This is a genomic window from Streptomyces sp. TAA486 (assembly GCF_000426165.1).
In genome coordinates this window covers 25,424-40,132 of the sequence record NZ_AUEV01000013.1, presented here as the reverse complement: position 1 = coordinate 40,132, position 14,709 = coordinate 25,424, and the positions used below count along the sequence as shown (strand labels likewise).

Here is a 14,709-nt window from a genome sequence, read left to right as displayed (position 1 = left end):
TGCGGTCAAAAGATGGTTGAGAAAGAGGAGGCATGACCCAGTACGCAGACATACCCCGCCCCATCCGCTCCGGCATCGTCATTCTCGACCCCGAGCGCGGGACACCCCAGCGCGTCATCGTGCTGCAGTTCAATCCGGACACCTTGGAGCGCTCGCTCCAACCGCAGTCCGCCGGCGGTGACAGCGAAGGGCAGGGCGGGGGCGACAAGAACGAGGCCCTGCGCCTCAAGGGGCCCGCGCAGGAGAGCTGGAAGTTCACCGCCGAGCTGGACTCCACCGACCAGCTGGAGGTGGCCTCACCCAACGGCATCCACCCTCAACTGGCCGCCCTGGAAATGCTCGTGCACCCCACGACGGCGCAGATCAGGGAGAACAGCAGGCTGTCGAAGAAGGGCGCGATCGAGATCAGCCCCATCGAAAAGCCGTTGACGCTGTTCACGTGGGGGAGCAAGCGTGTGATGCCGGTGCGGCTGACGGAACTGTCCGTCAACGAGTCCGCGTTCGACGTGAATCTGAATCCGATGAGGGCCGCGCTCAGCATCGGGATGAAGGTGCTCACCGTCAGCGATCTGCCCGCCGGGCACCGGGGTGGCGAGCTGTACATGGCGCACCTGGCGCAGAAGGAGCGGCTGGCGGGCATCGCCACGCCCCTCGGTGGTGGGGGCGGCATCGGCGCACTGGGCCTGGGCGGTGCGGGCGGCCTGGGCGGCAGCCCGATCGGCGGCGCCTTCACGGCGAGCGGCACAAGCAGGGGCTAGGGGACAAGGGCCAAGGGGGACCACATGGCAGGCATCGAGCCGTACGAGAGCGCTCTGGACCGGATACCGGGCGCGCACCCGTATCCGAGCGACAGCCGGTACCACGACGCGGAGATCGGCGTGCACCGCATGCCCGACGGCACCGAAGTCCGTTACACCAAGCGCCGGTTACTGCCGCCGCTGCCGAACCAGCAGGACGAGGACGACCTCGCGACGCACACCGTCAGCGCGGGGGAGCGGCCCGACCTCCTCGGCCAGCGCTACTTCGGCGACCCCGGCCAGTGGTGGCGCATCGCAGACGCCAACCCCGTGTTCGATCCTGCCGAGTTGACCGAGGAACCCGGACGGGAGATCGACATTCCGTTGCCCGGTGGCTTCCCCGGAGACGGGGGACGGCGTGTCTGAACAGCCCGTCGGCCGCGGTCCCGTCCACCTGGGACTGCTGATGGGGCCGAAGCTGACGAAGCCGGTGCCGCCGGAGGTGACCGAGGCGCTGCTGTCGGCGCAGATCACCATGACGTCGGGTGAACGCAGCGGATTCCAGATGGCGTTCGACCTGACGAAGGGCGGCGCCATCATTCAGCGGCTGCTGCCCGAGGGGTTCTTCAGCCCCCGTACGCGGGTGATCGTCACCGTCACCGTGAAGGGCACGCCCACGGTGCTGCTGGACGGCCTGATCGTGCGGCACGAGGTCGGCGCGAGCAACCAGCCCGGCCACTCGACGCTGACGGTCACCGGCGAGGACCTCACGCTGCTGATGGACCTGGAGGAGCGCACCGACCGCTTCCCCAACCTCGCTCCGTCGCAGCGCGTCGCCCGCATCCTCGGCAATTACGCCGACTACGGCATCGAACCGCGCATCATCCGCGAGCAGATACCGCAGCAGCCGCGCCAGGAGCTGCGTGTCGACTACCAGACGGGGACGGACCTCGCGTACATCAACGACCTTGCTCGCGCCAACGGTTACACCTTCTACCTCGACCCCGGCCCCCGTCCTGGCCGCTCCACGGCGTACTGGGGGCCGGAACAGCGCCTGGGCCAGCGGCAGCACGCGCTGAGCGTCAACATGGACACCGAATCCACCGTCGAGCAGCTGACGTTCGCCTACGACGGCACCGCACGCGAGGAGCCGCAGGCCCGCGTGCAGGACCCACGCAACCGGGAGTCGCGCCTGCTGCCGCAGCGGCCCATCGACCCGCTGCGTCCGCCGCTCGGGCTGCAGCCGACGCCGGCGCTGAAGCGCAAGACCCTCACCGGTACCGCGAAGAAGGACCCCGCGCAGGCGGAGGCCGAGGCGCTGGCCCGCGCTGCCACGTCCGCCGACGCGATCTCCGGTTCGGGCCAACTGGACGTCACCCGGCACGGATACGTGCTGCGCCCCCGCGAACTCGTCGGCGTGCGCGGCGCGGGACGTACGTACGACGGCGACTACTACGTCAAGAGCGTCACCCACCACCTCAAGCCCGGCTCGTTCCGGCAGAACTTCACCCTCTCCCGCGAGGGCCTCATCGCCCGCAGCGACCGCGTCCGTCCTTAGCCGCCCACCCGCCCACGAAGCCAAGAAGCCCTAGGAGCCCGCCGCATGGCACCCGCACAGAACAACCGCTTCCTCGGCAAGTACCGAGGCAGGGTCGTCAACAACGAGGACCCGCTGCGCATCGGACGGATCACCGCGCAGGTGCCGGACGTGCTCGGGGACGAGGCGTCGACGTGGGCGCTGCCGTGCCTGCCGTTCACGGGACCTGCGGCGGGGCAGTTCGTGCTTCCGGCGGTGGGCGCGGGCGTGTGGGTGGAGTTCGAGCAGGGCGATCCCAGCTTCCCCATCTGGACGGGCTGTTGGTACGGCGAGGCGGCGGAGTTGCCGGTGGACGTCGTCAAGGAGCTGCCGGGCAGCCATCCGGTCGTCATCGAGACCGAGGGCAAACACAAGATCGTCATGTCGGACGTGCCGGGCGGCACGGGGATTCTGCTGAAGGCACCCGGCGGGGCGTATGTGCAGATCGACGAGAAGGGCGTCGTCATCAACAGCGGCCACGGGGCGTCCATTTCGGTCTCCGGCCGCGACGTGGACATCAACGAGGGCGGACTGACCGTACGGCGGGACGGCTGAGGAGCGGGCACAACCGCCGGCGCACAACCGGCCGACGCAGCAACGCCGTTGAGAGCAGCCAGAACGCCGTCGAGAGAAAACCAGGGGGAGTAAACACCGTGTCCGACAACGCGGGGACCGTCTCGAGTCCCCTCACCACCGCAAGCGCCCTGCGCTGCCCGCACGGCGGCACCGTGCGGCCCGCTCAAGGTGCGCCGGGGCCCGTGCGCATCGCCGGAGTGCCCGTCGCCAGGTCCGGTGACGCCTTCGTCGTCACCGGCTGCCCGCACATCTCCGGTGGCCGGCCCCGTCCCTGCGTCACCGTCCGGTTCAGCCCCGGAAGCGGCGCCCGGCTCCTGTCCGGCGGGCGTCCGCTGCTGCTGAACACCACGGCCGCACAGTGTTTCTCCGCCGATCTCATGCCGCAGGGTCCGCCCGTCGTCGGCGCCGCACAGCAGGGAGTGAGCTGCCGATGAGCATGCGCAAGCCGCGCACCGACATCGCCTTCCCGTTCCGCATCGATCGCAGGGGCCGCACCGCGCACGCCCCGTACGACGAGCATGTGCGGGACCTGATCCAGCAGTTGCTGTTCACCAGCCCCGGAGAGCGCGTGATGCGGCCGGACTTCGGCTGCGGACTGCTGGACCTGGCGTTCGCGCCGAACAGCCCCGAACTCGCCGCCACCGTCGAGATGTCCGTGCAGGGCGCGCTGCAGCGCTGGCTCGGAGACCTCGTCGAGGTCGAAGGCGTCGACGTCACCGGCGAGGAGGAGACGGTGCGTGTCCGGCTCCGCTACCTCATCCGGCACGGTGCGAGCGTCACCCGCCGGGACGACCTCTTCGAAGGGAGGACAGCCGCGTGAACAGCCCCCGGCAGCAGATGATCTGCCGCACCGACGCCCGGCGCGGCCGGATCCGCGCCGCGCGCCTCGGGGGAGTGGACGGGGTCGAGGTCGGCGACGACGGACGCACCCTCACCGTCACCTTCCTCGGCAAGGCCCCGCACGACATCGGGCCCGGCAATGTCCGGATCGACGGCGGGCGTCGCATCACCGGCCTGACGGCACGGAGCGTCAGCGTCGAGCGGGAGGAGGACCCGGAGCTCGACGACCGGCTGCTGGTCGTCCTCGACCGTACGGGTGACACCTCCCGCTACCGTCTCTCCCTCGTCGAGGAAGGCCCCGGAGGACGGCCGGGCAGCGAGCCCTACCCGGGCTTCGACCAGCGCTACTACAGCGCCGAGTTCCGCTTCGGCACGGACTGTCCGTCCCCGTTCGACTGCGCGGACGACGACGAGGGGTGCGCTCCGCAAGGCACAGCGGCCGGTGGCGGAAGCGCACCGGTTCCCGTCATCGACTACACGGCCCGCGACTTCGACACCCTGCGCCAAGTCGTCCTCGACCGGCTCGCCTTGACCGCTCCCGACTGGCGGGAGCGGCACCCGGCGGACCTCGGCACCACCCTCGTGGAGCTGCTCGCCCACACCGCGGACCGGATCAGCTACCAGCAGGACGCCGTAGCCACCGAGGCCTACCTGGACACGGCGCGCCGCCGCGTGTCCGTTCGCCGGCACGTGCGGCTCATCGACTATCCGATGCACGACGGCTGCAACGCGCGGGCCTTCGTCACGCTGGAGGTCGCCGAGCCCCTCGTTCTGCACCCCGGCAGCTACCGCTTCGCCGCGATCGACTTTCGTACACCCGGACTCCATGAGCCGCCGGCTCCCGGAACCGTTCTCGACGAGGAGGAGCTCGGCGGCCTCGACGAGCGCGGCGCCGCCGAGATCTTCGAGCCGCTGGATGACCGGCCCGTGCATCTGCGTCCGGCCCACAACGCCATCCGGCTGTGGACGTGGGGCGACGAACAGTGCTTCCTGCCCAAGGGCGCCACGGCGGCGACCCTTCGCGACGAGTGGGCTGACGACGAACAGACCTGCCGCACACTCCAGTTGAGGCCCGGTGACCTGCTGATCCTGGAGGAGGTGCGCGGTGCCCGCACCGGCACCCCGGGGGACGCGGACCCTGCCCACCGCCAGCCGGTGCGGCTCACCTCCGTCACCGAGTCCGTCGACGAACTGATGGGCCAGCCCGTACTCGAAGTGACCTGGGCGCAGGAGGACGCGCTCGCCTTCCCGCTGGTGCTGTCCACGCTCGGCGGCCCCGACTGCGAACACGTCACCGACGTCACCGTGGCCCGCGGCAACACCGTCCTGGCGGACCACGGCCGTTCGCTGACCTGGAACGGGGCCGTTCCGGAGACGGTGGAGGTTCCGCCGGAGCCGGCCGTGCTGCCGTCCTGCGAACCGGAGTCCGGCTGTGCCGACCGGCAGGCCGGCAACCCACCCGCCCGCCTGGTCTACTCCCTTCTGCGGAAGGCGGATCACGGCCATCAACTCACCCCGGACGGCGTGCGTGAACTGCACGCACTCCTGGGCGCCGACGCCACCAGCAGGGCTGGTATCGGCCTGGAGAACGCCGGACTTCGTGGCGTGGGGGCACCCCCGGCCGGAGGCTGGGGGAGCGTGCACCCGGCGACCGTGCACGGACAGGCGGCGGCCCTGCGGACCCTCCTCGCCCAGTCCGTCTACCCGGGCATCGCGCCGCGCCTCCGGCCCGTGCTGGAGAACCAGCCGGTCGTGCAGGCCGTGCCCTTCCCGGAACCGCGGCACATCGCCGACGGACAGGCCGAGCGGCTCGCCGCCCTCCCGGAGGCCGTACGGCAGCGGCTCACCGTCCTGTGGCAGTCGGCCCGCGACCGCGACGGACTCTCCGACGACGAAATCGCCGAGCTGACAGTCCTGTTCGGGTTGCGGCTGCTGGAGCGTCTCGCCCTGCGAGAGCACCCCGTCGCCGCCCTGCGGGTGTTGCTGCACCGCAGCGAGCATCATCTCGGGGCGAAGCTGCGGCGGCTGACCGTTCTCACCGCCCGGGCGCGCGCCGGCACAGTCCTGGACGGCCGCATCTCCTGGGAGATAGCCCGGACCTGGGGCCCCGCCTACGCGGCCGGACTGCACCCGGACGATCCGGTACTGCACGGCGCGGCTGCCGCTGCCGTTCAGGACCCGCGATCGGCACTCCCCGCCGTCTTCGCCGTGAGCGACGACATCGGCGACGACGGTGTGGCAAGCGGCCGCGCACACGTGTGGCACCCGCGCCGCGACCTGCTCGAAAGCGGCCCGTATGACCGGCACTTCACCGGCGAGCTGGAGGACGACGGACGCCTCGCCCTCCGTTTCGGCGACGGCCTGTACGGGGCCGTGCCCGAACCGGGCAGCAGGCTCGCCCTCCACTACCGCACGGGCGGCGGCACCGCGGGCAACCTCGGCGCCGAGGCCATCGGCCACCTCGTCCTGCGACGCGACCCGGACGCGGTGGACGCGGACGAGCCGATGCCCATCGCCGGGGTGCGCAACCCGCTGCCCGCGACGGGCGGCACCGCCCCCGAACCGGTCGACCAGGTACGGCAGTTGGCGCCACTGGGCCTGAAGCGCAACCGGCTCCGCGCGGTCACCGCCGACGACTACGCGCACCTCGCGGCGCGGGTCCCCGGGGTGCAGCGCGCGGCGGCAGAGATCCGCTGGACGGGAAGCGTCTCGGAGGCACACGTCGCGATCGACGCGTACGGCTCGGACGAGCCCGGCGCCGAGCTGCTGGCCGCCGTCGAGCAGGCGTTGCAGGGCCGCCGGAGGATCGGCCACGACCTGATCGTCCGCCCCGCAAGGGCCGTTCCGCTCGACATCGCCATCACCGTGTGCGCGGCTCCGGGTCACCAGCACGGGCAGATCCTCGCGGAGCTGCGCCGGGTGCTCGGCCCCCGCCCGCTGCCCGGTGGACGCGGGCTCGGCTTCTTCCATCCGGACGCCCTGACCTTCGGCGAACCGGTCAGGCTCTCCCGCCTGGTCGCTGCGGGAGCGGCCGTGGCGGGTGTGGAGAGCCTCCAAGTGACAAGGCTGCGCAGGCAGTTCCACGAGGACCGAGGAGAACTGGAGGACGGTGTGCTGCGGCTCGGACCGCTGGAGACAGCCCAGTGCGACAACGACCCTGTGCTGCCGGAGAACGGCAGGCTGGAGATCACGCTCGCGGGTGGAGGCACCCCCGGCGACGCCTGGGGGAGTGACGCCCAATGAGCACCGCGTTCCGCAACACCTCACCCGGCGCGGGTAGTTCGTGCGGTTCCGGCTCGGGTTCCGGCTGCGGCTGCGGCTGCGGGGGCCACGACGAGAACCGCGCCCCCGCCGCCCTCTACAACCCTCCCGGGCGCACCGCACTGGAGCTGAGGACCGGCACCCACGGCACGTTCCTCGCCGCCATGCTCGACCGGCTCGCGTCGCCCGCCTATCCGGCGCTGCGCGAGCTCACGGCGCGCACCACCGACGACCCGGCCGTCGCCTTGCTCGACGCCTGGGCGGTCCTCGGCGATCTGCTCACCTTTCACTCCGAACGCATCGGCGACGAGGGCTACTTGCGCACGGCGGACGAGCACCGCTCGCTCGCGATGCTTGCCCGGCTCGTCGGCCACAGGCCGCGTCCCGGTGTCGCGGCGGGCACGTACCTCGCGTACACCGTCGACCGCGACCCGCGCGCCGACGGGAACGCCGAGGTGCTCATCCCGCGCGGTTCCCGCAGCCACAGCGTGCCGACCGCCTCGGAGGACGAGGCGCAGACGTACGAGACCGACGAGGATCTGCTCGCGCGCGCCGAGTGGAATCAGCTGAAGGTGCGGCGCCGCCGACCCTCCCTGATCCTCCCCGGCGACCTGGGCAAGCGCTCCGAGATCTACGTGGCGGGCACGGCCGAACCGCTCAAGAAGGGCGACGACCTGCTCTTCGTCTTCGGCGGCGGCAAGCACAAGCTGCTGACCGTGGCGGACACCCGCATCGACCGCGACGACGACATCACCGCAATCCGCCTCCCGGACTCCGCCCCGCCCACTCTTCACGAGCTGGTGGAACTCCTCAGGTCCTGGATCACCGTGCCCGAACCGGAGGAGCCGGGCGCCGCGGGCGACGCGGGCGAGGGGGCGCAGGCCGAGACCCGGCCCGTGCCCAACCCGAGGCCCGTCAGCAAGCTGATCGAGGACTTCGACGAGCAGGTACTGGCTCCGCTCCGCGAAGACCTCGAACTGCTCGTCACGCCAAGGGAGTTCGTGCACCGCCTGGACCAGCCCCGCGAGCGGCTGGCCGAGGCGGAGGCCCTGGCCGCGCCGTACGAGGAGCCCGCCGCGTGGTTCGCCGCGCTCGCCGCCATGTTCGGCGAACTCGCCGAGCGCGCCGCTGAATTGGGCTCCGTCGGGGAGCCCGCGCCTTCCTCCCCGGCACCCGGGGGCACGCCGGCGCTGCGCGTGCTCGACGCGCTGCTGCCCGCGTTGCGCTCGACGGGCCGCACCGCGCCGCACATCGGCAGGTCCGGAGCGGGCCACGGTCCGGCCGCCGGCGCCGGCCTCGCCGCCGGGCTGCTGAGCGCGCTCGAACCCGCCACGGGCCAGGAGCTGTACGGCGCCTGGCAGCGGGCGAGGCCCGCAGGAGCGGACGCGCCCTCGGTGCCGGAGGCGCTGCGGGAGCTGCTGGCGATGAGGGTCACCGCGGCCCCGTTCGGATCGACGGCTCCGCTCAAGCCCGTACAGGACGCGACGGGCCGCGTCGTGCAGACGACGGACTGGCCGCTGAGCGGCGCCGAACTCACCGGCATCCGGATCGAGTTCGACACGACGGGGAAGGTGCCGCAGCGCGCCGAGTTCGGCTATGCGCGCTACGACCTGTCCCGGCAGCGCACCGAGGCGCTGCCCGCCGACACCTCGTTCGCGCTCGGTCCCGGCCGGGTCGAGCTGCACTCGCGCACCGGCCAGGACCACGGCTTGGGCTGGCTGAACCGGCGTCCCGAGACCTCGCAGGAGCCAGGAGTCACCGTCCGGCTCTTCCCCGGCCTGCCCGAGCGCACGGTGTTCATCTCACGTCCGGGCGAAGAGGGCGCCGTCCAGGTGGCCGTGCACAACGGCGACACCGCGGGCTGGCTGCTGAAGCCCGGGGAGGAGCAGCGGACGCGTCAGGGCGACATCGAGATCACCGCCCGCTACACCACCCGCAGCGAACCGGCGTCCGTCGAAGTCGTCCTCGCCACGGTGCCGGACCCCGACGGCCGCGGCATCCTGCGGCTGGACGGTGTGCACGAGAGCATCGAGGTGGGCAGCCGCGTCGTCGTCTCCAGGCCACGCAAGGGCGCGGAGGGCGGAGTGCCGGGCGACCCGAAGCTCGCGTTCGTCAGCACCCGCGTCACCGCCGTGCGCACCGCCTCCTACGCGGACTACGGCATCACCGGACGCGGCACGGAACTCACCCTCGCCGACCCCTGGCTCGACGAGCGTGACGTGCTGCTCTCCCACATCCGGGACACCACGGTGTACGCCGGGGGCACCGAACTACGCCTCGCCGACGAGCCGTTGGACGACGACGTGCACGGCAACGAGATCGTCCTCGACCGGCTGTACGAGGGACTCCGCCCCGGCCGCACCATCGCTCTCAGCGGTGAACGCAGCGACGTGCCGCACACGTCCGGCGTCCAGGCGACCGAACTCGCCGTCGTCGCCCGCGCGGAGCAGTATCTCGACCCGCGGCTGCCCGGCGACCACGTGCACACGGTGCTCACCCTCACCGGGGACCTCGAGCACCGGTACCGCCGCGACACCGTCCTCGTCCAGGGCAACGTCGTGTCCGCCACCCACGGCGAGAGCCGCGAGGAGGCCATCGGCAGCGGCGACGCCGGGCGTACACACCAGACGTTCCGGCTCTGGCAGGCGCCGCTGACCTGGCTGCCGGACGCCGGCCCGCTGGGCGCGCGTGCCACCCTGGAGGTCCGCGTCGACGGACTGCTGTGGCATCCCGTCGACAGCCTCGCGGGCCGGGGGCCCACCGAGCGCGTGTACGTCACCGGCACGGCGGGCGACGGCCGTACGACGGTCACCTTCGGCGACGGCGTGCACGGCGCGCGGCTGCCGTCCGGGCACGAGAACGTGCGCGCCCGCTACCGGTTCGGCACCGGCTCGGAAGCCAACGTCGCGGCCCGGCGCATCACTCAGCCCGTCACCCGCCCGCTCGGCGTCACCGGGGTCACCAATCCCGTCCCCGCCACAGGTGGTGCCGATCCCGACGGGCCCGCACACGCCGCTCCGTCCCGCAGGCCCGGACGCCTCCCCGCGGGCCGGCGCCGCATCCCGCTCGCCGTGTCCGCGCTCGACAGGCTCGTCTCCGCGCAGGACTACGAGGACTTCGCCCGCTCCCGTGCCGGGATCGGCAGGGCGGTGGCGCGTGAAGTCACCGACGGCAGGCGGCGGTTGCTCCATCTGACCGTCGCCGGGGACGACGACATCCCGCTGGAGCCGGACTCGCGGACCCTGCGGGCCCTGCGCGCCTCGCTGGCGCAGTACGGCGACCAACGTCTTCCCGTACGCGTAGAGACGCGCGAACTCGTGGTGCTGGTCGTGGCGGCGAAGGTGAAGGTCGCCCGCGACCACTCCTGGCAGTACGTCGAACCGCGGCTGCGCCAGGCCCTCCAGGCCGAACTGGGTTTCGCGGGCCGCGACGTGGCCGTACCGGCCCGGCCCTCGGACGCGCTTGCCGCCGCGCACACGGTGCCCGGCGTCGACTGGGTGGACCTCGATGTCTTCACCGGGATACCCGAAGGCACCCCACCGCAGCAGATCGTGGAGCAGCTGACGCGTCCAGGCCCGCCGGACACGGTTGCGGCCCGACCGGCGGCGTACGACGAACAGTTCCACCGCGTCACCGCGCCCGAGGGCGAAACCCTGAGCCACATCGCCGCCCAGCGGGGGATCTCCCTCGAGGAACTGCTGCGGCTCAACCCCGACATCACCGACACCCGGCCGCTGGAGCGCGGCCGCTCCGTGTGTGTCTTCCGCGGCATCCGCGCGGCCCAGTTCGTGCTGCTGCCTTCGAAGACCGCCGACTCGCTCGTCCTGACGGAGGTCGACCAGTGACCAGGCAGCCGGACCACCTTGCAGACCTGCTCCCGCAGTGGCACCGCCTGCGGGACGCCGAGCAGGGGGAGCCCCTGCGCGCCCTGCTCGCCGTCATCGCGGAACAGTCCGACCGGATACGCACCCAGGTCGAACAGGGCTACGACGACTGGTTCGTCGAGACCGCCGCCGAGTGGGCACTCCCCTACCTCGGTGACCTCGTCGGCCACCGTCCGCTCCCCGGATACGAGCGGGTTCTCGCCTCCGGCAGCCCGGACGCGATGGCGGACGCCTCGCGCAGGCGCCTTGCCGAAGTCCTCTCGCCTCGTCGGGACGTCGCCGCCACCGTCGCCAACCGGCGCCGCAAGGGCACCCTTCCGCTGCTGGAAGAACTCGCGGAGAGCGTCGCCGGGTGGCCCGCACGGGCCGTCGAGCTCTCCCGCGGGCTCGCCCACCACCAGCCCGTACGGCTCTACGGCGCGGCCACGCCCACCGCCGATGTGCGCAGGGCAGGTCGCGGCAGGCTCGCCGACATGCGAGACAGCTCTCAACTCGGCCTCGCCGCAGGGCCGTTCGGCACCCTTGCCCGCACCGCCGACGTGCGGCGCGCGGACTCCCGTCGCCGGCAGGGCGGCCACACCCCGGCGGGCGTCGGCCTGTACGTGTGGCGGTTGTGCCCGTACTCCGTCAGCCGGGCGCCCGCCTACTGCATCGACCGGGCCCGCAACCTGTACACCTTCTCCGTCCTCGGCAATGACACCCCGCTCGTGACCAGGCCCGAACCCGAGCCGCACGCCGCGCACATCGCCACGGCGGACAACCTGCCCGACGCCATCGGACGCCGCCGGCTCGCCGAGCGCCTCGCGGACTACTACGGGCCCGGCAAGAGCTTCACCGTCTGGCGGGACGGACAGGACGAGCCGGTGCCGATGGGAGACATCGTCGTCGCGGACCTGAGCGACTGGCGCTACCGTCCGCGGCGCGGCCAGATCGCCGTCGACCCGGAGCTGGGCCGCATGGCCTTCGGCTCCCGGTCGGCGCCCAAGCAGGGCGTGTGGGTCACCTACCACTACGCGTTCTCCGACGAGATGGGCGGCGGCGAGTACGTCCGCGACCGCCCGCGGACTCCGGGCGCGACCGTCTACCGGGTGGGTCCCGGCGAGGCGCACGATCGGATCATGGACGCGTACGCCCAGTGGCGCGAGGACCGCGCGGGCGGCCGCTGCCCCGGCGAGGGCATCATCGAACTCGCCCACAGCGGGACCTGGCAGGAGCAGCTCGACTTCGACCTGGAAGCCGGCGACCGCCTCCAGGTCCGCGCAGCCGAAGGCACCCGCCCCGTCGTCCGGCTCCTGGACTGGTACAGCAACCGGCCCGACGCGCTCAACATCCGTGCGCCGGAAGGGGATTGCGCACCCGGCGAGCAGCCGCGGGCGGTTCTCGACGGGTTGCTGATCACGGGCCGCGGCATCCATGTGAACGGACCGGTCGGCGCCCTCGTGCTGCGGCACTGCACCCTCGTACCGGGCTGGAGCCTGGAGGAGGACTGCGGCCCGCACTCTCCGCAGGAACCCAGCCTCGTCCTCGAATCCACCACGGCCTGCGTGGAGATCGACCGCAGCATCCTCGGCACCATCGAGGTCATCGGCGACGAGGTGGGCACCGACCCGTTGCCGCTGCATCTGCGCGACAGCATCCTCGACGCCACGGGCCACCACCGGGAGGCGCTCTCCGCGCCCGACTGCCGGCACGCGCACGCCGTCCTCCACGCCCACCGCAGCACCGTCATCGGTGAAGTGCACACGCACGCCGTGCAGATCGCGGAGAACAGCGTCTTCACCGGCGAAGTCGACGTGGCACGCAAGCAGTTGGGCTGCATGCGCTTCAGTTACGTCCCGCACGGTTCGCGCACGCCGCGCCGGTTCCGCTGCGTCCCCGACCGGGAACGTCCGGAGACCCGGATGGTGCGGCCCGTCTTCACCAGCGAGCGCTACGGCACGCCCGCGTACGCGCAGCTGGCCGCGGGCTCCCCCGACGCCATCGGACGCGGTGCCGACGACGGCGGCGAACTCGGCGCGTTCCACGACCTGTACCAGCCGCAGCGCACGGACGGCCTCCGGGCACGTCTCGCCGAATACACCCCGGCGGGCACGGACGCCGGGATCTTCTTCGTCACGTGAACCACTCGAACGGCCGGTCCTGGCAAGCCCGTTGACGGAACCGTCCGAGCCCGGCCCGCAAGCTTCCGTACGCACGCACAGCCCGCACCGCACAGCACTGCGGGCACATCCGAGGGGGATTCCTTCCATGCACGCAGATCTGTCCCGCAGCACCTTCCGGCCGCAGCGGCACTACTCCGCCGTCCTGGCCCAGCAGGGCCGCGTCCAGCTGGACGCAGACGCCAACGAACAGGCCGCCATCCAGCTGCACCACAGCCGCACCACCACCGCCGACCTGATCGGGCAGCACGGCGGGCCCACCGGTGCCGCGGGCTTCGCCATCCAGTTCGTGGGCAGCAGCGGTGAGCTGGACGACCTGGAGATCGGTGCCGGCCGGTACTACGTCGACGGCATCCTGTGCGAAGCGGGACGGCCGGTTCCGGGTGTCCCCGTGCCGGACGACAAGGACCCGGACGGCAAGGGGGGCGAGGGAGCCGAGGCCGGCAAGAAGCCGCAGCAGCCCGGAAGTTGGACATACTGGGACCAGCCCGACGCCCACCTCGACCCGGAACGCCCCGGTGACCGGCTGCCCGCACAGTTCCCGTACCTGGCCTATCTGAAGGTGTGGGAGCGGGCCGTCACCGCCGCTGAGGACCCCTATCTGAGGGAGACGGCCCTCGGCGCCGCCACCACCGACACGGCCGCAAGGCGCAAGGTGATCTGGCAGGTGCGGGCGCTCCCGGGCGACGCGCTCGACCTGGAGGACGACAAGCCCGACAAGGACGCCGTCCGCGAAGCATTCACCAAGTGGACGCAGGCGAGCGACAGTTCGGTCCGAAAACTGGCGGCTCGCAGCGAACGCCCCGACGGCGCCGACGACGACCCCTGCCTGGTGCGGCCCGACGCCCGCTACCGAGGCCCGGAGAACCAGCTGTACCGCGTGGAGATCCACCAGGGCGGCGACGCGAAGACGGCCGGCTTCAAGTGGTCCCGCGAGAACGGCTCCGTCACGTTCCCCGTCGACGAACTCGACGGCACCTGGGCCTCGTTGGGCACTCTGGGCGACGACAAGGCACTCGGTCTGGACGTCGGCGACCTCGTCGAGTTCACCGACACGGCCACGTCCGACCGGCTCGACGCGACCCCGCTGCTGCGCATCGAGGAGGTCGACCTGCCCGGGCGGCAGGTGCGGCTGTCCGCCGAGCCGGAGACGTACCGGCCCGGCAAGAACCCGTTCCTGCGCCGCTGGGACCACCGCGCCCCCGGCCACGGCCAGGGGGGACGGCACGGCGACGAGGGACGGCTGCGCGAGGGCGCACTCCCGGTCGAGGAGGGCCGCTGGCTGGCCCTCGAGGACGGCGTCGAGGTCTACTTCGCGAAGGGCGGCACGTACCGCACGGGCGACTACTGGGTGATCCCCGCCCGTACGGCGAACGGCGAGGTCGAATGGCCCGTTGACGCCGCCCGCCGTCCGCTGCTCCAGGACCCGGCCGGAATCGCCGTCCACTACGCGCCGCTCGCGTGGGTGATGGGGGAGCGGGCCGCCTCCGACCTCCGGTTCGTCTTCAAACCCCTGGCCTCCGCCGTTCCCGCCGCGAGCGAGGAGGAGCTGGCCCTCGAGGCCCTGGCGGCCGAGGAGGAGAGCCGCGCTCAGGAGAGCGCCGAGGACGACGCGGCTCCGCTGTACCCGGGGACCGGCGGCGAATGAGCGGACCCGGCGCAGCGCGGAAGCGCAT

10 protein-coding genes are annotated in these 14,709 nt (G+C 72.2%); all 10 read left to right on the top strand.

All coding sequences use genetic code 11. The annotated features are described in order from the left end of the window. Positions 1 to 32: 32 nt before the first annotated feature. The 10 genes from I004_RS0117750 to I004_RS0117705 all read left to right on the top strand — a co-directional run bounded on the left by I004_RS0117750 (position 33) and on the right by I004_RS0117705 (position 14,681). Entirely contained in the window at positions 33 to 758 is a 726-nt protein-coding gene (locus tag I004_RS0117750) for a hypothetical protein (protein ID WP_028436604.1), read from the top strand. A gap of 24 nt (positions 759 to 782) precedes the next feature. Next, a complete protein-coding gene (locus tag I004_RS0117745; RefSeq protein WP_028436603.1) occupies positions 783 to 1,163 on the top strand; it encodes a hypothetical protein in 381 nt (126 codons plus the stop codon). Next, positions 1,156 to 2,295 carry a hypothetical protein gene (locus I004_RS0117740; RefSeq protein ID WP_028436602.1) on the top strand — a complete coding sequence of 380 codons (1,140 nt, stop codon included), beginning with the start codon at positions 1,156 to 1,158 and terminating at the stop codon, positions 2,293 to 2,295. The genes I004_RS0117745 and I004_RS0117740 overlap by 8 nt, the downstream gene beginning before the upstream one ends. A gap of 45 nt (positions 2,296 to 2,340) precedes the next feature. Then, positions 2,341 to 2,868 (top strand): phage baseplate assembly protein V, encoded by a 528-nt coding sequence (locus tag I004_RS0117735; protein ID WP_028436601.1) that lies wholly within the window; start codon positions 2,341 to 2,343, stop codon positions 2,866 to 2,868. A gap of 98 nt (positions 2,869 to 2,966) precedes the next feature. Beyond that, positions 2,967 to 3,323: a hypothetical protein gene (locus I004_RS0117730; protein ID WP_199779415.1), complete on the top strand. Its 357-nt coding sequence runs from the start codon at positions 2,967 to 2,969 to the stop codon at positions 3,321 to 3,323. Then, entirely contained in the window at positions 3,320 to 3,709 is a 390-nt protein-coding gene (locus I004_RS0117725; protein ID WP_028436599.1) for a GPW/gp25 family protein, read from the top strand. Before I004_RS0117730 ends, I004_RS0117725 begins: the two co-directional genes overlap by 4 nt. 17 nt (positions 3,710 to 3,726) lie before the next feature. Beyond that, the gene (locus tag I004_RS34555) at positions 3,727 to 6,972 is read left to right on the top strand and encodes a putative baseplate assembly protein (RefSeq protein WP_051345168.1); all 3,246 of its coding nucleotides are present in this window, start codon (positions 3,727 to 3,729) and stop codon (positions 6,970 to 6,972) included. Continuing rightward, entirely contained in the window at positions 6,969 to 10,835 is a 3,867-nt protein-coding gene (locus I004_RS34550) for a putative baseplate assembly protein (RefSeq protein WP_051345139.1), read from the top strand. Before I004_RS34555 ends, I004_RS34550 begins: the two co-directional genes overlap by 4 nt. Next, positions 10,832 to 12,994, top strand: a complete 2,163-nt coding sequence (locus I004_RS0117710; protein ID WP_028436598.1) for a hypothetical protein — start codon at positions 10,832 to 10,834, stop codon at positions 12,992 to 12,994. Before I004_RS34550 ends, I004_RS0117710 begins: the two co-directional genes overlap by 4 nt. 127 nt (positions 12,995 to 13,121) lie before the next feature. Further along, positions 13,122 to 14,681 carry a DUF6519 domain-containing protein gene (locus I004_RS0117705; RefSeq protein WP_028436597.1) on the top strand — a complete coding sequence of 520 codons (1,560 nt, stop codon included), beginning with the start codon at positions 13,122 to 13,124 and terminating at the stop codon, positions 14,679 to 14,681. Positions 14,682 to 14,709 lie beyond the last annotated feature (28 nt).

Coding starts and splice junctions, on each gene's coding strand:
- I004_RS0117750 (WP_028436604.1), top strand. CDS start 33: ATGACCCAGTACGCAGACATACCCCGCCCCATCCGCTCCGGCATCGTC.
- I004_RS0117745 (WP_028436603.1), top strand. CDS start 783: ATGGCAGGCATCGAGCCGTACGAGAGCGCTCTGGACCGGATACCGGGC.
- I004_RS0117735 (WP_028436601.1), top strand. CDS start 2,341: ATGGCACCCGCACAGAACAACCGCTTCCTCGGCAAGTACCGAGGCAGG.
- I004_RS0117725 (WP_028436599.1), top strand. CDS start 3,320: ATGAGCATGCGCAAGCCGCGCACCGACATCGCCTTCCCGTTCCGCATC.
- I004_RS34555 (WP_051345168.1), top strand. CDS start 3,727: ATGATCTGCCGCACCGACGCCCGGCGCGGCCGGATCCGCGCCGCGCGC.
- I004_RS34550 (WP_051345139.1), top strand. CDS start 6,969: ATGAGCACCGCGTTCCGCAACACCTCACCCGGCGCGGGTAGTTCGTGC.
- I004_RS0117705 (WP_028436597.1), top strand. CDS start 13,122: ATGCACGCAGATCTGTCCCGCAGCACCTTCCGGCCGCAGCGGCACTAC.